This window comes from Luteimonas sp. TWI662 (assembly GCF_039673825.1).
Classification (GTDB): Bacteria; Pseudomonadota; Gammaproteobacteria; order Xanthomonadales; family Xanthomonadaceae; genus Luteimonas.
In genome coordinates this window covers 1-18,764 of sequence record NZ_JBDJMI010000020.1, presented here as the reverse complement: position 1 = coordinate 18,764, position 18,764 = coordinate 1, and the positions used below count along the sequence as shown (strand labels likewise).

Annotated in this window: 16 protein-coding genes; 5 read left to right on the top strand and 11 right to left on the bottom strand. The window is 70.7% G+C overall.

The window, feature by feature from the left end; genetic code table 11:
* Window positions 1–115: 115 nt before the first annotated feature.
* From ABE488_RS13450 to ABE488_RS13440, 3 genes are all read left to right on the top strand, one after another.
* Window positions 116–904: a DeoR/GlpR family DNA-binding transcription regulator gene (locus ABE488_RS13450; RefSeq protein WP_346443738.1), complete on the top strand. Its 789-nt coding sequence runs from the start codon at window positions 116–118 to the stop codon at window positions 902–904.
* Window positions 905–945: 41 nt separating this feature from the next.
* Window positions 946–2,082 (top strand): MFS transporter, encoded by a 1,137-nt coding sequence (locus tag ABE488_RS13445; RefSeq protein ID WP_346448873.1) that lies wholly within the window; start codon window positions 946–948, stop codon window positions 2,080–2,082.
* A gap of 111 nt (window positions 2,083–2,193) precedes the next feature.
* The gene (locus ABE488_RS13440; protein WP_346443742.1) at window positions 2,194–2,490 is read left to right on the top strand and encodes a hypothetical protein; all 297 of its coding nucleotides are present in this window, start codon (window positions 2,194–2,196) and stop codon (window positions 2,488–2,490) included.
* Window positions 2,491–2,629: 139 nt separating this feature from the next.
* On the opposite strand, the gene ABE488_RS13435 is transcribed toward ABE488_RS13440, so the two are convergent.
* From ABE488_RS13435 to ABE488_RS13395, 9 genes are all read right to left on the bottom strand, one after another.
* Window positions 2,630–2,974 carry a GFA family protein gene (locus ABE488_RS13435; protein WP_346448872.1) on the bottom strand — a complete coding sequence of 115 codons (345 nt, stop codon included), beginning with the start codon at window positions 2,972–2,974 and terminating at the stop codon, window positions 2,630–2,632.
* Window positions 2,975–2,990: 16 nt separating this feature from the next.
* Window positions 2,991–4,820, bottom strand: coding sequence for a carboxypeptidase regulatory-like domain-containing protein (locus ABE488_RS13430; protein ID WP_346448871.1), 1,830 nt, complete (start codon window positions 4,818–4,820; stop codon window positions 2,991–2,993).
* On the bottom strand, window positions 4,817–7,069 hold the full coding sequence (locus ABE488_RS13425; RefSeq protein ID WP_346448869.1) for a hypothetical protein: 2,253 nt from the start codon (window positions 7,067–7,069) through the stop codon (window positions 4,817–4,819). Before ABE488_RS13425 ends, ABE488_RS13430 begins: the two co-directional genes overlap by 4 nt.
* Window positions 7,066–8,199: a BatA domain-containing protein gene (locus tag ABE488_RS13420; RefSeq protein ID WP_346448867.1), complete on the bottom strand. Its 1,134-nt coding sequence runs from the start codon at window positions 8,197–8,199 to the stop codon at window positions 7,066–7,068. The genes ABE488_RS13425 and ABE488_RS13420 overlap by 4 nt, the downstream gene beginning before the upstream one ends.
* Complete coding sequence (locus tag ABE488_RS13415; protein ID WP_346448866.1) at window positions 8,196–9,098, bottom strand: DUF58 domain-containing protein; 903 nt, start codon at window positions 9,096–9,098, stop codon at window positions 8,196–8,198. The genes ABE488_RS13420 and ABE488_RS13415 overlap by 4 nt, the downstream gene beginning before the upstream one ends.
* Before the next feature lie 34 nt (window positions 9,099–9,132).
* Complete coding sequence (locus tag ABE488_RS13410) at window positions 9,133–10,134, bottom strand: MoxR family ATPase (RefSeq protein WP_346448864.1); 1,002 nt, start codon at window positions 10,132–10,134, stop codon at window positions 9,133–9,135.
* Window positions 10,135–10,159: 25 nt separating this feature from the next.
* On the bottom strand, window positions 10,160–10,858 hold the full coding sequence (locus ABE488_RS13405; RefSeq protein ID WP_346448862.1) for a DUF4159 domain-containing protein: 699 nt from the start codon (window positions 10,856–10,858) through the stop codon (window positions 10,160–10,162).
* A gap of 102 nt (window positions 10,859–10,960) precedes the next feature.
* Window positions 10,961–12,295, bottom strand: coding sequence for a TldD/PmbA family protein (locus ABE488_RS13400; RefSeq protein WP_346448860.1), 1,335 nt, complete (start codon window positions 12,293–12,295; stop codon window positions 10,961–10,963).
* A 12-nt stretch (window positions 12,296–12,307) separates the two neighbouring features.
* Window positions 12,308–13,942, bottom strand: a complete 1,635-nt coding sequence (locus ABE488_RS13395) for a TldD/PmbA family protein (protein ID WP_346448859.1) — start codon at window positions 13,940–13,942, stop codon at window positions 12,308–12,310.
* A 280-nt stretch (window positions 13,943–14,222) separates the two neighbouring features.
* Between ABE488_RS13395 and ABE488_RS13390 the strand changes: the two genes are divergently transcribed.
* Window positions 14,223–14,780: a hypothetical protein gene (locus tag ABE488_RS13390; protein ID WP_346448857.1), complete on the top strand. Its 558-nt coding sequence runs from the start codon at window positions 14,223–14,225 to the stop codon at window positions 14,778–14,780.
* 55 nt (window positions 14,781–14,835) lie between these two features.
* Here the strand turns inward: ABE488_RS13390 and ABE488_RS13385 are convergent, their stop codons facing one another.
* On the bottom strand, window positions 14,836–16,467 hold the full coding sequence (locus ABE488_RS13385) for a TldD/PmbA family protein (RefSeq protein ID WP_346448856.1): 1,632 nt from the start codon (window positions 16,465–16,467) through the stop codon (window positions 14,836–14,838).
* A gap of 254 nt (window positions 16,468–16,721) precedes the next feature.
* Here ABE488_RS13385 and ABE488_RS13380 point away from each other — a divergent pair, with 254 nt between their 5' ends.
* A complete protein-coding gene (locus ABE488_RS13380; RefSeq protein ID WP_346448854.1) occupies window positions 16,722–18,533 on the top strand; it encodes a DUF885 domain-containing protein in 1,812 nt (603 codons plus the stop codon).
* Between the two features lie 123 nt (window positions 18,534–18,656).
* On the opposite strand, the gene ABE488_RS13375 is transcribed toward ABE488_RS13380, so the two are convergent.
* Window positions 18,657–18,764: transposase (locus ABE488_RS13375; protein WP_346448926.1), on the bottom strand; the 108-nt coding region annotated here is incomplete at its 5' end.

Genomic DNA, 18,764 nt, shown 5'->3' with positions numbered 1-18,764 from the left:
TGGAGGGTCACCACGCTTGCCTGGCCGCGTCGATGCGCCGCGACGCGCCCTTGGCGCGTGACGCGAGCGCCCAGGGCGCGCGCGCAGCCCCTCTCATCGCTGGCGGTCACTTTCGATGACCGCGTCCGGCGATGCGTTGCCGCAGGAGCGCCAGCAGACGATCCTGCGCCGCCTCGCGGCCGAGGGCCGGGTCGTGGCGACCGAACTGGCAGCAGAGTTCGGCGTGTCTGAGGATTCGATTCGGCGCGACCTGCGCGAACTGGCCGCGCGCGGTCTGTGCCGTCGCGTCTACGGCGGCGCGCTGCCCCCCACGCCCGACTTCCCGCCACTGGCGCGACGCCACCACGAGCACGTAGCAGGCAAGCGCGCGCTTGCGATCGCCGCCGTAGCGGCCGCCCGGATCCGCCCCGGCCAGATGCTGCTGCTCGACGCCGGGTCCACGAATAGCGCGATCGCCGCCGCCTTGCCCGAACGCCAGGCGCTGACCGTCGCGACCAACGCCCCCGACATCGCCCAGACGCTGATGGCCCGCGACGGCTTCGAGGTCCTGCTGATCGGCGGTCGGATCGACCCGCGCAGCGGCGCGGCGCTCGGTGCGCAGGCCATGGCACAGCTGCGCGACCTGCGCGCCGACCTGTGCTTTCCCGGTGCCTGCGCGATCGATGCCGACCACGGCCTGTGGAGCGTCGACGGCGAGCAGGCCCGCTTCAAGCGCCTGATGATCGAGGCCAGCGGCGAGGCCGTCGTCGTGGCGACCAACGCCAAGCTCGGCACGCAGGCCGCGCACCGCGTCGCGGCCCTCGAAGCCATCGCCACACTCGTTGTCGAACACGATGCGCCGCCTGCACAACGGGCACGCTTCGTTGCACGCGGTATCGCGGTGCACGTCGCGGCCCCGCCCTGAGCGCCACCGGCCTTCCCCGTCCTCCTCCCACGTCGTCCGCCATGCCCGTCCCCACCTCTTCCCCCCGCGCGCAGCAACATGCAACGCGCGCCGCGTTCTTCATTCCCGGGTTCGCGATCGCCGCCTGGGCGCCGATCGTGCCGTTCGCCAAGGCCCGGACCGGGCTCGACGAGGCATCGCTCGGTCTGGTGCTGCTGTGCCTGGGCACCGGCTCGCTGCTGGCGATGCCGGCCGCCGGTGCGCTCGCCGCACGCCAAGGCTGCAAGCGCGTCATGGTGGCCGCGCTGCTGCTGATCTGCATCACGTTGCCGATGCTCGCGATGGCCGCAACGCCCTGGCTGCTGGCGGCTGCGCTGGCGGCGTTCGGCGCCGGTATCGGCGCGATGGACTGCGCGATGAACCTGCAGGCAGTGGCGGTCGAACGCGACAGTGCACGCCCGATGATGTCCGGCTTCCATGCGTTCTACAGCGTCGGCGGTTTCGTCGGCGCCGCCGGCACGACCGCATTGCTGAGCGCGGGCCTGGCGCAGTGGCTGGCGACCGGACTGGTCGCGTTGATCGTGCTGGCGCTGTACGTGCCGTCGGCACGGCACTGGCGCAGCGAACGCGTGGCGCGCGACACCGCCGCCTTCGCCTGGCCGCGCGGCGTGGTCGCGTGCATCGGCGTGCTGTGCTTCGCCGCGTTCCTGGTCGAAGGCTCGATGCTCGACTGGAGCGCGGTGTTCCTGCACGAGGTCCGCGGCGTGGACGCCGACCGCGCAGGCTTGGGCTTTGTCGTGTTCTCACTGGCGATGACGGTCGCGCGGCTGTGCGGCGACGGCCTCGTCCGCCGCCTGGGCGATCGCCGCGCGGTCGTGCTCGGTGCGCTATGCGCCTGCGTGGGCCTGGGCATTGCCACACTGGTGCCCAGCGGGGCGATCGCGCTGGCCGGCTATGCGCTGGTGGGCGCGGGCTGCGCCAATGTGGTGCCGGTGATGTTCTCGATGGCCGGACGGCAGACGACCATGCCCGAAGCGCAGGCGATCCCTGCGATCAGCACGATCGGCTATGCCGGCGTGCTCGCAGGTCCGGCGTTGATCGGATTCGCCGCGCAGGCGACCGGACTGGTCGTCGCGTTCCTCGGCGTCGCCGCAGCGATGATCGGTGTCGCGCTTTCGATGCGTTGGCTGCGCGTCTAGGTCTTGCGCCCGGTGCGTGCAACGCGATCGTGGCGCGCTCGTCACGCAGGCTTGCCCCCGGCTCTCCCAGCCTCACGGTTCCCGCCCGACCGAACACGAAGAGGAACCGCCATGCCCATGCTCCGCATCCGCCTGACCGGCAGCGACGACACCGCCCGCACGGTCATCAACCTTCTGCAGAGCATCGATGGCATCGAGCATGTCGAAGAGATCGACGACCTGATGCCGCACATGGACGACGCCGACTCCAGTTCCGCCGGCCTGAGCGACGTCAACGGCCCGCAGATGCACGAAATCGAGGTCGAGGCCGGCAACGCCGCGACTGCGCGCAAGGTGCGCGAGGCGGTCGAAGCGATGGCGTTCGATCTCGATGCCCTGGTGGAGTTCGAGGAAGAAGAGGAAGGCTGAGCCACAACATCGTCGCTGCGCACGCGCCGGCCGGCCGTCCGGCCGGCGCCGAGGTGGAGACGACAACGCGCAGCCAAGGCTGTCCGCTCGGCTGGCTATCCCGTCCGCAGCGATCGCCGCACAGCCAAGCCGTATCCGATCAGAATCGAGCACCGTCGATCTGCACGATCTTCAGTGATGCCAGGTCCAATCCGTCGATGCAGCGCACGTTGACGCAGGTCATCGGCGCCCCATCGGGAGCGATGCCGCGACTGTAGGGCGCGATGCCGCAGACCGTGCAGAAATGATGGTCGATCCGGTGCGTATTGAAGCGATACGTGCCCGCGCTGCCGGTCCCGGTCTCCCGTAATGCCTCGGCGGGCGCGAACGCCAGCAGACCGCCGCGCCGTCGGCACATCGAGCAATTGCAGTCGTAGACCTCAGCGATCTCGCTGTCCAGTTCGAAGGCCAGACTGCCGCAATGGCAGCGTCCGCGATACGTCATCGCCGTTCCTCCGTCGTCAGGCCGAAAGATTAGGCGATCCTGGCGGGGTCAGCTGTACGCGCCCCAGCCGTGCACGGCCGAGCGCCCAGAGCGCCGCGGTCGCCAACAGCCAGGCCAGCGCCCAGGGCCAGCTCGAACCGGGCGCGGTGGCCTGCGCCTGCGGTGCAGGGTCGCCCGCGGGCGCGCGCACCAGCGCCTGTGTGCGGGCACGCTGCTGCGCGGCCCACAGGCCCGAGGCCTCGTCGCTGGCGCGCACGCGCAGTGGCCAGTGCCGATCGGCATCGACGATCCGATACCAGCCGGCGGCGCGCGGCCACAGGCCGGCGCAGTCACGCGCCGCCGGATCGCCCAACAGCGAGATCGCACGCCCGTCCGGGGCGATCGCCTGCGCGTTTGGAGCGAGTCCGCACAAAACGACACGTTCGCCAGCCCAGGCCGGCCGCTCGACCGCCACTGCGGCCTGGTCGCCAACACGTGCCAGCGTGCCGGCCCAGCCGCTCCACAGCGCCGCGTGCAGGTCGGCGCGGCCGGCCAACGGCAGGCGCCAACTGTCGGCCAGCGTCACCAGACCGATGCGGCCGCGGCCCCAGGCCTGCCAGCGCATCATGTCCGGCGGGCTGTCCTCGCTGCCCGGCAGTCCTCCGGCCAAAGGCCGGTAGGCGAGCGCCGGTGGCGCCTCGCCCGCCAGCAGCGGATCGAATGGCGCATCGTCGCTGCCGGGGCCGGTCCACGCGCGCAACCGCGCCGCATCGGTCGGACCCGGGTCGGGACGCCAGGTGCGGGCCGGCCCCGCGTCGATCGCCAGGCCGGTACCGCGCAGCCAGTCGCGCAACGCCCTCGACGGTGGCTGCGGTGCATGTACCAGCACGCCAAGGCCATTCGCCACCGCGCTGCGCAGCGCGGCCCGCGCGCCCGCGCTCAAGCCGTCGAATGCCCGCGCTTCGAGCAGCACCAGATCCTGTTCGGCCAAGCTGGCCGCATCGAGCGCCGGCGCGTCGCCGACACCGGTGCCGCCGCCCAGGGCCACCCGCCAGCGCAAGCGCAGGCCCGTGTCCTCGGCCCAACGTCGCAGCGCGCGCAGGTCCGGATTCGGCGCACCGGCGAGCAGCAGCACGCGCACCGGCGCCGCGTCCTCGACCACCACCACCGGCACCTCGACCCGGGATCGCTCGGCGTCGTCGGCATCGCGCACGCGCACGACGAACAGGTCCGCGCCGACACCGCGCGCGGTACCGGCCAGGCGGAACCCATCTGCCTCGTCCAGGGCCGAGGTATCGACGATGCGGCCGGCCGGGTCGACCAATGCGACCTGCGCGCCATCGAGACCGGCGACACGGCCACGCACCTCGAAGCGCGCACCCGGCGCGACGCCGCGCGGCACCTCGAGGGCGACGATGCCGTCAGGCAGTGCCGCCGGCACGAACGCCAATGCGCGATCGCCGACCGCGTCGCGGTCGCGCGCCGTCAGCCCGGCGCCGACGATCGTCAGCGCCTGCACCTCGGGGTGACGCCGCAATGCGGTCGCCAGATCGGGCATCCGCAGCGCCCCGGACGGGCCTTCGCCGGCCTCGGGCAATGCAATGACCGGTTGCGACGCGGGCAGCGGCAGGTCGTCCCAACTCGCGGTCAGTACCACCAGCGCGCCGCCTGCGGCCGGTACCGGTGGCGGCTGCAACGTGAGCGCCAACAATCCCGCCGAGACCGCTGTCAGCGTGGCGAGCGCGCAGGTGCGCCAAGCGGCGGGCCGGGCCTCGCGCGGCGCGCGCAGGTGCGCGATCGCCAGTCGCTGGATCGACAGCGCGGCGGCGGCACAGAGCAGCGGGAGCAACCAGCGCTCGGGCGTCATCGGGCATCCTCCCGCAACGCGTCGAGGTAGCGTGTGCCCATCGCGTCGATCGCAGCGCGACGCGGCGGTGCGGGCAGCGGACGCTGCAAGACATGCCACAGCTGCCCGCGCAGGGCCTGCCGGCACGCGGTACAGGCAGGATCGCGCTGCAGCGTGTCGATCGCGGCCAGCAACGCAAGCGGATCGTCGAGCGCACGCGGCTGCGTCTGTGCCCAGGCGACGAGCGCCGCCGGATCGAAGGCCTCGTTCCAGGCCAGCGCCTGCCAGGCCGCCGTCGGGGCGTCGAGCGCGACCGTCGCCGGACCTGGCACCGCGCGGGGCGCGATGCCGTCGCGGTCGCCCCCCAGCCGCCGGGCGAAATCGACCGGCGGCAGCGCCGTGCCCACCCGCGCCAGATAGATGCGGTCGGCCTGCTGGACTTCCTTGATCAGCACCAGCGCGCGGTTCGCAGGTGCCAGCGCCTCGCGCGGCGCGGCCTGGCGCAGGTGTAGCTCGGATTGCCACATCTCGCGCAGTGCGCCGCGCAGCAATTCGCGCGTCTTCGGGTCCAGCAGGGTCGCCGCTTCCGGCAGGTCGTGGGTGTGGCCGAAGGTCTCGAGCACGTCGTCGGCGCGGCCGAACGTCGTCGCGTCGCGCGGCGCGTGGTCGTGGTCGTGGTCGTGGTCGTGGTCGTGGTCGTGGTCGTGGTCGTGGTCGTGATCATCGTGCGCCGCGTCGTGCCCCTGTGGCGCCTGCGCCGACACGTCATCGGCAGGCGGATCGCCCTGGCCGAAGTCGTCGATCGGCAATGGCTTGCGCGGGGGCGCGGGCAGCGTGTCGTCGGCATCGGCAGTCGGCGGCGGCCGCGCATGGCCCTCCGATTCCTCGCCCAGGAACTGCCCGTAGCGCAGCCGCAGCAAGCGCTGATCGACACCCAGCGTGTCGGAGCGCGTCTCGAACGTCTCGCGCGCCAGTCGCGGCTGCTCGGCGATCAGCGCTTCGGCATCGAGGATGATCTGGCGCTGACTGCGGAAGTACGCCGGAAGCACGTCGCGCGCCAGGCCCTCGAGTCCGTCGGCATCGGGCGGTATTGGCGGCAGCCAGCGCAGGATCAGGCTGGCGCTGCGGGCGACCTGCGGGGCCGGCACGCGGTGGTCGCGGACCTCCAGTTGGGCGACCAGATCGCCGCCCTCCTCCAGGCCCAGCGCGATCGGGTCGAGCGTCGCCGCAAATGCGCGCGCGCGCGCATCGCCGCTGCCGCGCAGCGTCCGCGTGTGATCCTCGAACGTGATCGCCTCGCCGCTGCCGCGGGTCACGGTGATGCGCAGGCGCGCGTCCGCCGCGACGCCGAAATCATCGGTCGCCTCGAACGCCAGCACCCAGGCGCGTTGTCCGCGGGTATACGTCGACAGCGTGGTCTCGGGCGCACGCACGCGCACCTCAGGCGGGCGGTCGGGCACGGCCTCGAGCCGCCAGGGCTGCGCACGCGCGAGAACGCCGTCGGTGTCGCCATCGACCGCGATGCGGTACAGCGCCGAGTGATCGAGCCGCAGCGTGGCCGTCCAATCCTCGCCCTGGCGCACGAACGCCAATTCGCGGCCGTCGTGGAACTGCAGGGCCACACGCTGGGGCTGCGGCGAAAAGCGCAGTGTCCAGCGCAAGGTCGCGCCGGTCGTGGCCTGCGCGTCGAGCTCGGCCTGGGTCCGCGGTGCCAGGCCCGTGTAGGCCGGCGCGTCGATGCGCAGCGCCTGCGATCGCACCACCGGCGCGCCAGCGGCTCCGGCCCGCGTGGACACGCTGTCGCTCGTCCCAGGGGGGGCCCGCGTCGGCCATGCCAGCACGGCGACGGTCAGCAGCGCACCCACCGACCACGCCAAGAGCACCGCGCGCCACGGCCAGGGCGCCGGCGGCGGGTGCCAAGGCTGCGCGGCGAGTCGGGCCTCCAGCCGCGCACGTTGCAGTTGCGCCAGTGGCGCAAGCGCGGCGGGATCGGCAAACAGCAGTGCGGCGCTGTCCTCCATGTCGCGGCGGTCGGCATCGAGCCGGCGCACGAGCCAGCGGCGGTCGGTACGGCGGACCCGGCGTGCGGCGATGACCGCGGCGAGCGCGCCGACCAACAACGCTGCCACGACCGCCGCCGGTCCGTCAGCCATCCGCCAGGCGAGCGCGGCCAGACCAACCACCAAGGGCGCGGCCACCAGCACGACAGCGATGACCGCACGCCGACGCGCCGCGGCGCGCACGCGCAGCAGTGCGGACACGACGCTCATGCGGCCGTACTCCGACGCGCGGCGGCAGCCAACCAGCGCTCGAGCGCGAACGCCAGCGCCACCAGCAGCGCCCACCACGGCCGCAGGTCGCGCGGCACCGGCGGATACGCCGTCAGCCCGCTGGCGGGCGCCAGGTCCGCCGCGGCGATGCGCGCCGGCATCGGCCCCGGTCTCAGACGATCGTGCAACCGTGCGGGAAAGCCCGGATCGAGCAGTTCCGGGTCGCGCGCCGGATCGAACGCGCCGCGCCAGCGCACGCAGGTCGACGCGCCGCAGGCCGCGCGTTCGAAGGCCGCGTCTTCGGCACTCGGCTGCCAGTCCGTGCCCTCGGGCAGCGGCGCCGCCGGGCCCAGCAGCCAGGTGCGGCCGGCCGTGGCCTCGAGCAGCGCGGGCGGCGGTGCGCTGGCGCTCCACCAGGCGAGCGCGGCTTCCGCGCGCGGCGTCTCGCCGGACGTTACGCGTCGCAGCGCATCGGCATCGTCGGGACGCCAGGCGCGGGCGACTGCGGCCAGGATACGCAGCGCCGGATCGTCATCGGCGATGCCGAACACATCGAGCTGCGGCCAGGACGTATCGGAAGTCATGCCCGGCGATGACGCCACCGGCACGACCTGCCAGTCCACGGTGCGCGACAAGGTCACCCGTCCGCCATCGGCGCCGTCGACGGTCTCGGGCACGACCACGGTCAGCGCGGTGCCGCTGGGCAGCATCGCGTCCAGTTCGCGCAGCAAGCTGGCGACCGGCACCGCACCGGTCGGTGCGATGGTGCCGCTCGCTTCGGGGAAGCCCGGCGCCAGCCAACGCAACGGCGCATCGGGATCGGCTGGCGGCAGCGCATCAGCCGCCGCGCCCGGCACCACGACCGTCCAGCGCGCCGGGGCCGCGCCGCCGTGCAACACCGGCCACGCCAGCCACAGCGCGAACACGGCCAGCAGCAGCAGGCGGGCCAACAGCAGCGGCCAGTCATCGAAACGCAGGCGCCGATGCGGCTTCGGTCGCTCCCGCAGCCAGCGCAAGGCCGCGAACGGCGTCGGCCGCGTGGCGTCACGACGCGCCAGGTGCAACAGCAGCGGCAGCAACAGCGTCGCCAGCATCGCGAGCGCGGTCGGCGCAAGCAGGCCGAGACTCATCGCGGGCGATCGCCGAACAGCGCGCGCAGCACGCCTTCGGGCGGCGTGTCGACGACGTGGCTCGCGAATGCGATGCCGTCCGCGGCCAGCCGCGCCGCCAGTGCGCGTTGCGCCGCAGCGAAGCGCGCGAGGTAGTCGGCGCGCAGTGCCGGCCCGTCGCCGAGCAGCGCCTCGCCGGTCTCCGGATCAAGGAACCGGCGCCCATCGCGAAACGGAAAGTCGCGCTCGTCGGCGGTCAGCACCTGCAGCGCGACGACCTCGCGCCCGGCGCGCGCGAGTTGCAGCAGGTCCTCGACCGCGGCCGTGTCGAACCAGTCGCCGATCGCGACGACCAGGTCGCCGCGCGCGATGCGGCCCCAGGCCGGCACGAGCGTCGCGGCATCGGGCCAGTCACCGACGGCCCTCGCCTGCGCCAACGCGTGGCGCAGCCGGTCGCGCTGTCGTGGACCGGTCCCGGGCGCAATCAGCGTCAGGCCGGTGCCGCCGCAGGTCGCCAACCCGCAGGCATCGCCCTGGCGGTGCGCGATCTCCACCACGCAGGCCGCCAGCAAGCGCGCGACGTCCAGGCGTGTGCGCTGCGGCGCGGCGTCGTCGGCCTGGGCCATCGACGCGGTGGTGTCGAGCAGCACCCAGGCCCGGATCGGGCTCTCGCGCTCGGACTCGCGCACGAAAAAGCGATCGCTGCGTGCGTAGAGCTTCCAGTCGATCTGCCGTGGCTCGTCGCCCGGCTCATAGGCGCGGTACTGGGCAAACTCCAGGCCCGCGCCGCGATTGCGGCTGGCGTGTTGGCCCGGACCGTCGCGCCCCCGCGCGTAGCGCGGGCGCAGCCGCAGCGTCGCCAGGCAGGCCCGCAGCGCAGGCGTCAGCCCATCACCGGACGGCGGACCGTCCGGCGACATCGGCGGTGCCGGGCTCGCGGCCACCACGCTGCGCTCAGCGGTCCGGTGCGGGCAGCGCGCGCAGCAGCCCGGCGACCACCGCATCGGCGTCGATCTGCCCAGCCTCGGCCGCGAACGACAGCACCAGCCGGTGACGCAACACCGGCGCGATCAACGCCGCCACATCCTCGCGCGTCGCCGCAAGCCGGCCGCGCAGCAGCGCGCGCGCCTTGGCGGCCAGCACCAGCGACTGCCCGGCACGCGGCCCGGCGCCCCAACGCACGTACTCGCGCACGATCTGCGGCGCCCCGTCGCCCGGTCGGGTCGCGCGCACCAGCGCGGCGATCCAGGCCAGCAGGTCTTCGCCCAGGTGCACCTGGCGCACCAGCGCCTGCAGCGTCAGCACCGCGGCGGCGTCCATGACCTGCGGCACCTCGGCCTCGGCAGCGCCGGTCGTGCGCGCGAGGATCGCCTGCTCCTCATCGGCATCGGGATAGCCCAGTGCGACATGCAGCAGGAAGCGGTCGAGCTGCGCCTCGGGCAGCGGATAGGTGCCGGCCTGCTCGATCGGATTCTGCGTGGCCAGCACGAAGAACAGCTGCGGCAGCGCGCGGGTCACGCCGGCATGGCTGACGGTGCGCTCGGCCATCGCCTCGAGCAGCGCGGCCTGGGTCTTGGGCGGTGTGCGATTGAGTTCGTCGGCCAGCAGCAGCTGGGTGAACACCGGCCCTTCCTGAAAACGGAAATGCCGCCGCCCGGTGCCATGGTCCTCCTCGAGCAATTCGGTCCCCAGCAGGTCGCTGGGCATCAGGTCGGGCGTGAACTGCACGCGCCGGAAGTCGAGGTCGAGCGCCCGGCCGAGCGTGCGTACCAGCAGCGTCTTGCCCAGCCCCGGCACGCCTTCGAGCAGCACGTGCCCGCCGGCGAGCAGCGCGACCAGCAGTTGTTCGACGACATCGGTCTGGCCGACGACGGCGCGCGCGATCGCATCGCGCAGCGCATCAAGCTGCGCCAGGCGCGCCTGCAGGTCGGCTTCGGTGGGGGTGGTCGCGGTCATGCGGCGGGTCCTGCGAAAGCGGAAGTCATGCGGTCAGTGCGTACATCACGATATTGACCGCGAACTTGGTGTTGTCCTGCGCCAGGAAGCGCTTGTTGCGCCAGTCGTAGTCCCATTCGCAGCCGTAATCCTTGTTGCTGTAGAGCACCGCCAGCCGGCCATCGATCTCGATGCCCTTGAGGTAGTCGTGCACCAGGTCGTCACCCCAGCCATTGAGCTCGAAGCCGGTCGCCGGCGGACCCTCGGGGAAGCGGAAGAAGCTGTGGTAGAGCGCATGCGAATTCGGCAGCTTGCGCATCGCCGACGCGCCGAAGATCGCGGCCATCTGCGCCTCGAACGACTTGGCGAACAGGCCGTCGATGTCGTGGTTGCAGTCATCGACGAACACGAAACCGCCGCCGCGCACGTAGCGCTCGAAGTTGCGCCGCTCGGCTGGGCTGAACTCGACCAAGCGATGGCCGGCGAGATAGCAGAACGGCGCGGCGAGCATCTTCGCGTCCGACAGCGCGACCACATGCTCGGTCGGATCGACACGCAGGTCGGTGTAGTCGATCAGCGAGGTGATCACATTGGACGGCATCCGCGCATCGACGTCCCAGTCGCCCGACTCGTAGCGCAGCCGGGTGAACCAGAAATCGTAGCGCGCCGACTGCGCCAGCACCGGCGGCAGGGCCAGCCCGGCCGCCGCACCCAGCACCCACTGCAACGCGTGACGCCGATTCATCGCCCCGCCCCGCCCCAGCTCGGGCGGGGTCGCGCCTGCGGCAGGTCATGCCCAGGCGGCCGCCGCCGCCCGGGCACCGGCATCACCCGCGATGCGGACGCCTCAGACCGCATCCGACAGCGAAGTGAACGTGAAGTCGCGCAGCCGCATCGGCGGCAGCATCATCACCATCGACGACTCGTCGCCGCCCACGCGCACTGGCCGACCGAGTTCGTCGATGTTGTTGAGCATGATCACCGGCGATTCGTTGAAGCGGAAGTTCTTCAGCGGGTACTTGATCTCGCCGTTCTCGATGTAGAAGGTGCCGTCGCGGGTCAGCCCGGTCAGCAGCACGGTCTGCGGGTCGACCATGCGGATGTACCAGGTACGCGTGACCAGGATGCCGCGATCGGTGCCTGCAATCAGGTCGGCGGTCGATTTGTCGCCGCCCGCCATCAACAGGTTGCCCGGCCGGCCGACCGCGCGCTTGCCCTGCTGCTGCGCCCAGAACCGCGAATAGTCGAGATTGGCGACCTTGCCGTTTTCGATGATCGCCATCTTCTCGCGCGGCAGCCCGTCGCCGTCCCACGGCAGCACCGGCGCTTCCGGGTGCCACGGGTCGGCGACGATGTTGACGCGCGGGTCGTAGACCTGTTCGCCGAGCTTGTTGCCGCCGCCACGCTTGGACAGGAAACTGCGGCCCTCGTCGGCGGTACGCGCATCGAAGTAGCGCATCATGAACGAGATCAGCCCGGCCGCCGCGGCCGGCTCCAGGATCACGGTGTACTTGCCCGGCTCCAGCGCCTGGGCCTGCGCCGACTCGCTGGCCTTGCGCATCGCGACCCGCACATCGCGGCCGGCGTCGAATGCGCTGGCGTCCTTGAGGTTGCGCCCCACCCAGCCCGACCCGCGGCCGTCCTCGGTGCGCACGGTGCAGGTGTAGTTGAAGTTGGTCGCCTGCTGGTAGCCGAAGTTGCCATTGCTGTTGGCGAACGCGACGAAGCTGCGACCATCGTCGAGGAAGCCGGCGGCGATCAGCTTCTCGGCCCGGCACGGGGCGATCGAATCGGCTGCGACCTGCGCGCGGAACTCCGGGGTGATCGCCGCGGTGGATTCGCTGAATGTCGGACTGGCGCGATAGTCCTGCTTGCCGATCGCCGGCAGGAACTCGGGGTTCTCGGGCGCCAGGCGGGCGAGGTCTTCGGCGCGCTTGACCACATTGCGCAGCGAGGCCTCGTCGAAGGCGTTGATGCTGGCCGTACCCACGCGCTTGCCGAAGGCGACCTGCACGCTGAGTTCGGCATTGCTGACGATGCCGCTGGTGGACACGTTGTTGAGCGCGAAACGGATGTTGCCGTCGATCGAGCCCGACAGTGTGGCGGTGCACTCGTCGGCGGTCGACAACGCGACGGTCTTCTCGAGCAGTTCGCGGGCCTGGGCTTCGGTGAAGATGGTCATGGTCGGGACTCCTTAGCCGAGCGAACGCGCGGTGTTGATGACGTTGATGCCGTTGAAGCGTGCGGTCGCCGAGCCGTGCGAGACCGCCGAGACCTGGCTGGGCTGGCCCTTGCCGTCGAAGAACGAGCCGCCGAGGCGGTAATCGCGCTCGTCGCAGACCGCGACGCAGGCGTTCCAGAACTCCGGCGTGCGGATCTGGTAGGCGACGTCCTCGATCATGCCGGCAATCTTGCCGTTGCGGATCTCGTAGAACAGCTGGCCGCCGAACTGGGCGTTGTAGCGCTGCTGGTCGATCGAGAACGACCCATCGCCGACAATGTAGATGCCGTTCTCCACGTCGCCGATCATCTGCTCCACGCTCAGCGGCGTGCGGCCGGCGGCCAGCGAGACGTTGGGCATGCGCTGGAACTGCACGCTCGACCAGGCGTCGGCGTAGCTGCAGCCGTCGGACTCGGTCTTGCCCAGGATGTGCGCCTGGTCGCGCGTGGCCTGGTAATCGACCAACTTGCCGGCGTCGATCAGGTTCCAGCGCTTGGTCGCCACGCCTTCGTCGTCGTAGGCCACCGCGCCCAGGCTCCCGGGCTGGGTCTTGTCGGCGAACACGGTCACCTGGTCGCTGCCGTACTGGAAGCGCTGCTCGCGCTTGTCGAGCGTGGCGAAGCTGGTGCCGGCGTAGTTGGCCTCGTAGCCGAGCACGCGGTCGAGCTCGAGCGGGTGGCCGATCGACTCGTGGATGGTCAGCCAGGTGTGCGAGGGGTCGAGCACGAGGTCGTAGCGACCAGGCTTGACCGATGGCGCACGCAGCTTCTCCTGCGCCTGGCGCGCCGCAGCGATCGCATCCTCGCGCATGTCGTAGGAGGTGCTGTAATTGACCACGCCATTGGGCGAGACGATCTTGCCTGCGGCGGCCCCGTCGAGGTACTCGAAGCCCATGCCCATCGGCGCCGACAGGCCCTCGCGGGTGCGGAACTTGCCGCTGGCCTTGTCGATCGCGGTCACCGTCATCGGCGCCCAGATCCGGTGCACGTCCTGGTCGATGTACGAGCCATCGGTGCTGGCGAAGTACTTCTGCTCGTTGACCAGGAACAGCGTGGAATTCACGAAGCTCGCGCCGGCCGACAGCGCCGCGGCGTTGACGCCCAGCAGCAGGTCCACCTTGTCCTTGACCGGCACCTCCATGCCGTTGCGGGCGATCGGGGTGCGCCAGGCGACCTCGCCCACGCCCTTGACCGGCGCCAGCTGCACTGGCGCGGTCTGCACCTTGGCGTTGGCCAGCGCGATCGCGACGGCCTGGTGCGCGGCCTCGGCCACACCCTGCTCGGTCAGCGTGTTGGTCGCGGCGAAGCCCCAGGCCCCGCCGGCGACGACGCGCACGCCCACGCCGGTCGACTCGGTGCTGACCACGTTCTGGACCTTGTCCTCGCGGGTCATCACGAACTGGCGCAGGTAACGGCCCACACGCACGTCGCAGTAGCTTGCGCCCGCGGCGGTCGCTGCATTCAGGCCGGCATCGGCCAACCGCTTCTTGACGCCCACATCGAGCGCGGACAGCAATTGCTCGGCGGCAATCACCTTGCCGAAGACGGCGGGCAGCAACAAGCCGCCCGCGCCGACACCAGCGAGGGCGAGGAAATCGCGTCTATGCACAGCAGCTCTCCCGAAAAGCGAGGGTCCGCGGCGGGTGCGGACGTTGGCGATGAGATGGCGACGCGTCCCCTACGCGCCGTCCGGATTGATGACATGCCACGCCGGCCGCGTCCAGTGACGAATGGCACAGACCCGCCAGCGGATTCGGATCCGGCGTGCCGGCGACTCGGTGGTCACGCAGGCCGAACCCAGCACACGACCGATGCCCGCGGCGGGCAGCCACGGCGACCCTGCACGCCCGCATCCGCGACCGGGTGCATCGACATCAGGAGACACCGCAATGCCACTGACCCCGACCCAAGCGAGCGCGGCCGTCGCCGCCCTGCTCGACGCGAGCGCCGAGCTGTTCTACGGCGGCGACCGGCCGACCGTGTTCGGCGAGGCGATGGTGCCGATCGTGATCGAAGTGCCGGGCGCCCAGCCCAATGGCAACCTGGCGCCGGCGCCCGGCGGCTACGGCATCGAGGCCAGCCAGGGCCTGCTCGGCCTGGACGACGACGTCGCGATCAAGTTCGCACTCGCCCACGAAGCCGGACACGGCATGAGCGAACGGATCCTCGCCGACATCGGCCTGCACGGGATCAGCGGGCCGGCCACCGAGGTCATCGCCGATCTCGCTTCCGCCTACCTGCTGACGCGGATCGGACACGGCTGGCCCGAGGTCCTGACCAGCGTACGGGCCTGGCAACAGAACGGGATCTTCGACGAACACGCCAGCGGCGACCACCCCGCCGGTGCCGACCGCGTCCGTCATGTCGAGACGCTTGCGCACGCGATGGCCGGGCAGCCGCCGCCGTCGTTCGGCGCGGCCGCGCTCGCGATCTGCCAGTCGCTGTAGCGGCCCGGCGTCGGGCGATGCAGACCCCGCATCGCCCCGACGCCCCCGCTCGCCGCTACAGCGAGCGTGCGGTGTTGATCACGTTGATGCCGTCGAAGCGCGCAGTCGCCGAACCGTGCGACACCGCCGAGACCTGGCCGGGCTGGCCCTTGCCGTCGAAGAACGACCCGCCCAGGCGATAGTCGCGTGCATCGCAGATCGCGCTGCAGGCGTTCCAGAACTCCGGCGTGCGGATCTGGTAGGCGGCGTCCTCGACCATGCCGACGATCTCGCCATTGCGGATCTCGTAATACAGCTGGCCGCCGAACTGGGCGTTGTAGCGCTGCTGGTCGATCGAGTATGAGCCGCGCCCGTGGATGTAGAGGCCACGCTCGACGCCGGCGATCATCTCGCGCACTGTCAGCGGCGACCTGCCCGGCGACAGTGAGACGTTGGGCATGCGCTGGAACTGCACGCTCGACCAGGCATCGGCATAGCTGCAGCCATCGGATTCGGTCTTGCCCAACAGATGCGCCTGGTCGCGTGTGGCTTGGTAGTCGACCAGGATGCCGTCCTTGACCAGGTCCCATTGCTTGCAGCGCACGCCTTCGTCGTCGTAGCCGACCGCGGCCAGGCTCCCGGGCTGGGTCTTGTCGGCGACGAAGTTCACGATCTCGCTGCCCCAGCGGTAGCCCGCATCGCGCTTGTCGAGCGTGGCGAAGCTGGTGCCGGCGTAGTTGGCCTCGTAGCCGAGCACGCGGTCGAGCTCCAGCGGGTGGCCGACGTTCTCGTGGATGGTCAGAAACAGGTTCGACGGATCGAGCACGAGGTCGTAGCGGCCGGGCTGGACCGAGGGCGCACGCAGTTTCTCGCGGGCCTGCCGAGCGGCGGCGACCGCGTCTTCGCGCATGTCGTAGGCGCGGCCGTAGGCGACCACGCCGCCCGGCAGGTCGAAGCGCTGCGCCGGGTCCGGCGTGAGGTATTCGTAGCCCAGCCCCATCGGCGCCGACAGGCCGTCACGGGTGCGGAACTTGCCGCTGGCCTTGTCGATCGCGGTCACCGTGAACGGTGCCCAGATCCGGTGCACGTCCTGGTCGATGTATGACCCATCGGTGCTGGCGAAGTACTTCTGCTCGTTGACCAGGAACAGCCGCGAGCCGACGAAGTCGGCACCGGCGGCGATCGCGGCGGCATTGACGTCGAGCAGCAGCGCGACCTTGTCCTCGACCGGCACGGCCATGCCGTTGCGGGCGATCGGCGTGCGCCAGGTGACCTCGCCTACGCCCGCAACCGGTGCCAGCTGCACCGGCGTCGTCTGGATGCGGGCATTGGCCTTGGCGATCGCCACCGCCTGGCGCGCGGCCGCGGAAATACTGTCGGGGTCAAGGGCATTGGTCGCCGCGAACCCCCAGGCGCCGTCGGCAAGCACGCGGATACCCGCGCCGATCGACTCCTCGTTGACCACGTTTTCCACCCGCGCCTCGCGGGTCATCACGTACTGGCGCAGGTAGCGACCGATGCGCACGTCGCAGTAGCCGGCGCCGCCATCGCGCGCGGCCTGCAAGGCGACATCGGCAAGCCGCTTCTTGAAGGCCGGATCGAGCGCGTGCGTCAGTTCCTCGGCCGCGATCGCCCGGCCGATGCCGCCGGGCAACAGCAGGCCGCCCAGCCCGATCCCGCCCAGGGCCATGAAGTCACGACGCCGCATTGCACTCTCCCCCGCGGCGATGGCCGCACAGCCCCCGATTCTTCTGCGCGCAGCGCTGACGCGTCAAATCAACCCCAAAACCGGGGTCAGAGTGCATTTCTTGCCACGTGACTCACACAAGGCCGCGCGACTTGCGAAAAATGCACTCTGACCCCGGTTTTGGGGCAGTGCGCCGAGACGACACGATCGGCACATGCGGCGCGGTGGCGGCGCCTCTATGCTTGCGCGCTGTCTCCATGCCTGGAAGTTGCCGCATGCGTCGTTCCCTGCTCGCCGTTGCCGTGCTCACCGCCGCCCTTGCCGGCTGCAACCGGGAGGCGCCGAGCGCCCCCGCCAACGCGCAGGACGGCGCAGTTGCCACGGCGCCCTCGCCCGCCGACGCGGCGTTCGCCGAACTGTCGAAGCGCTACCTCGACGAGGTGATGGCGCTGTCGCCGGTGTCGGCCACGCAGATCGGCGACCACCGTTTCGATGCCGAGGTCGACGATCTGTCGGCGGCGGGTCGGCAAGCGGCCCTGGACTTCAATCGCCGCTACCTGGCCGAGCTCGGCGCGATCGACGTCGACAAGCTCTCGCGCGAGAACCACGTGGACGCGCTGATCCTGCGCAACCAGCTCGAATACGGCATCTGGGACACCGAGGTCATGCAGAGCTGGGCCTGGGATCCGCAGACCTACAGCGGACTGGCCGGTGGCGCGATCTACGGATTGATGGCACGCGAGTTCGCGCCGATGCCCGAGCGCCTGAAGTCGGCGACGCAGCGCATGGAGAAGATCCCGGCGATCCTCGCCCAGGCGCGCGAGAACCTGGATCCGGCGCGGGTGCCGCCGACCCACGCGCACACGGTCGCGGCGCAGAACAAAGGCGTCCTGGCGCTGATCGAGACGTTCATCACGCCCAATGCCGACCAATTGCAGGGACAGGATCGCGCGCGTCTGGATGCGGCGGTCGAGACGCTGCGCGCCGCGGTCGAGGAACACCAGACCTGGCTCGATGGCACGCTGGTGCCCAATGCCAAGGGTGAGTTCCGCATCGGCGCGGAAAAGTACGACCAGAAGCTCAAGTTCGCGCTCAACTCTTCGCTCTCGCGCCAGGACATCCGCCAGCGTGCCGAAGCCGAGCTGGCCCGCATCCGCGACGAGATGTATGCCGTCGCGCAGACGGTGCTCGAAGGCCGCGACGGCGCGCCCGAGACGCCCGCGCAGCCGACCGAAGACCAGCGCCAGGCGGCGATCGAGGCGGCGATGGAAGTCGCCTATGCCGATCGCCCCGGCCGCGACGAGGTGGTCGAGTACGCCCGCCACACGCTGGACGTGGCCACCGAGTTCGTCCGCAAGCACGACCTGGTGACGGTGCCCAACGACCCGGTCAAGATCATCCTGATGCCGGAGTTCCAGCGCGGCGTCGCGGCGGCGTATTGCGATTCGCCCGGTCCGCTCGACAAGGGCCTGGACACTTACTACGCGATCTCGCCGATTCCCGAAGACTGGAACGACGCCCAAGTCGATTCGTTCCTGCGCGAGTACAACAAGCACATGCTGCACGTGCTGACGATCCACGAAGCGATGCCCGGCCACTACCTGGAAGGCGCGCATTCGGTGAATCACCCCTCGACGCTGCGCGCTGTGTTCCGCTCCGGGCCGTTCGCCGAAGGCTGGGCGGTGTACACCGAGCGGATGATGGCCGACGCCGGCTACGCCGACAGCGACCCGCTGTTTCGACTGATGCAACTCAAGTTCTATGCGCGCGCGGTCGCCAACGCGATCCTCGACCAGGGCATCCACGTCGACAACTGGACCAAGGAGCAGGCGCTGGACCTGATGGTGCGCCAGACGTTCCAGCAGCAGAGCGAGGCCGAGGGCAAGTGGACGCGCGCGCAGCTGTCGTCGACCCAGTTGGCGACCTACTTCGTCGGCGCGCAGGAGCACTTCGACGCCCGCAAGGCGGCCGAGGCCGCACGCGGCGAGACGTTCAACCTCAAGCAGTACCACGACGACATGCTCGCCCAGGGCGCACCGCCGGTCCGCTTCGCGCGCCAGCTGATGCTCAACGAAGACATCCAGTAACCCGCAAAACCGGGGTCAGAGTGCAATTTCGAATGCAGGATCGACATGCAGCGCGATCCCTCGAAATTGCACTCTGACCCCATTTTCTAGACCCCATTTCTATTGACCCCATTTTTTTATGGTTCATCGCTGAATTCCGGGGAAGGCTGCGCGGATCTTCAGGAAGAAGTACTCCTGATCGCGGTATCCGTAGGCGCGGCGTTTGATGACCTTGATGGTGTTGTTGATGCC

What these genes read in the sequence shown, in the direction of transcription:
- ABE488_RS13450 (WP_346443738.1), top strand. Translation starts at nt 116, where the DNA reads ATGACCGCGTCCGGCGATGCGTTGCCGCAGGAGCGCCAGCAGACGATC.
- ABE488_RS13445 (WP_346448873.1), top strand. Translation starts at nt 946, where the DNA reads ATGCCCGTCCCCACCTCTTCCCCCCGCGCGCAGCAACATGCAACGCGC.
- ABE488_RS13440 (WP_346443742.1), top strand. Translation starts at nt 2,194, where the DNA reads ATGCCCATGCTCCGCATCCGCCTGACCGGCAGCGACGACACCGCCCGC.
- ABE488_RS13435 (WP_346448872.1), bottom strand. Translation starts at nt 2,974, where the DNA reads ATGACGTATCGCGGACGCTGCCATTGCGGCAGTCTGGCCTTCGAACTG.
- ABE488_RS13430 (WP_346448871.1), bottom strand. Translation starts at nt 4,820, where the DNA reads ATGACGCCCGAGCGCTGGTTGCTCCCGCTGCTCTGTGCCGCCGCCGCG.
- ABE488_RS13425 (WP_346448869.1), bottom strand. Translation starts at nt 7,069, where the DNA reads ATGAGCGTCGTGTCCGCACTGCTGCGCGTGCGCGCCGCGGCGCGTCGG.
- ABE488_RS13420 (WP_346448867.1), bottom strand. Translation starts at nt 8,199, where the DNA reads ATGAGTCTCGGCCTGCTTGCGCCGACCGCGCTCGCGATGCTGGCGACG.
- ABE488_RS13415 (WP_346448866.1), bottom strand. Translation starts at nt 9,098, where the DNA reads ATGTCGCCGGACGGTCCGCCGTCCGGTGATGGGCTGACGCCTGCGCTG.
- ABE488_RS13410 (WP_346448864.1), bottom strand. Translation starts at nt 10,134, where the DNA reads ATGACCGCGACCACCCCCACCGAAGCCGACCTGCAGGCGCGCCTGGCG.
- ABE488_RS13405 (WP_346448862.1), bottom strand. Translation starts at nt 10,858, where the DNA reads ATGAATCGGCGTCACGCGTTGCAGTGGGTGCTGGGTGCGGCGGCCGGG.
- ABE488_RS13400 (WP_346448860.1), bottom strand. Translation starts at nt 12,295, where the DNA reads ATGACCATCTTCACCGAAGCCCAGGCCCGCGAACTGCTCGAGAAGACC.
- ABE488_RS13390 (WP_346448857.1), top strand. Translation starts at nt 14,223, where the DNA reads ATGCCACTGACCCCGACCCAAGCGAGCGCGGCCGTCGCCGCCCTGCTC.
- ABE488_RS13385 (WP_346448856.1), bottom strand. Translation starts at nt 16,467, where the DNA reads ATGCGGCGTCGTGACTTCATGGCCCTGGGCGGGATCGGGCTGGGCGGC.
- ABE488_RS13380 (WP_346448854.1), top strand. Translation starts at nt 16,722, where the DNA reads ATGCGTCGTTCCCTGCTCGCCGTTGCCGTGCTCACCGCCGCCCTTGCC.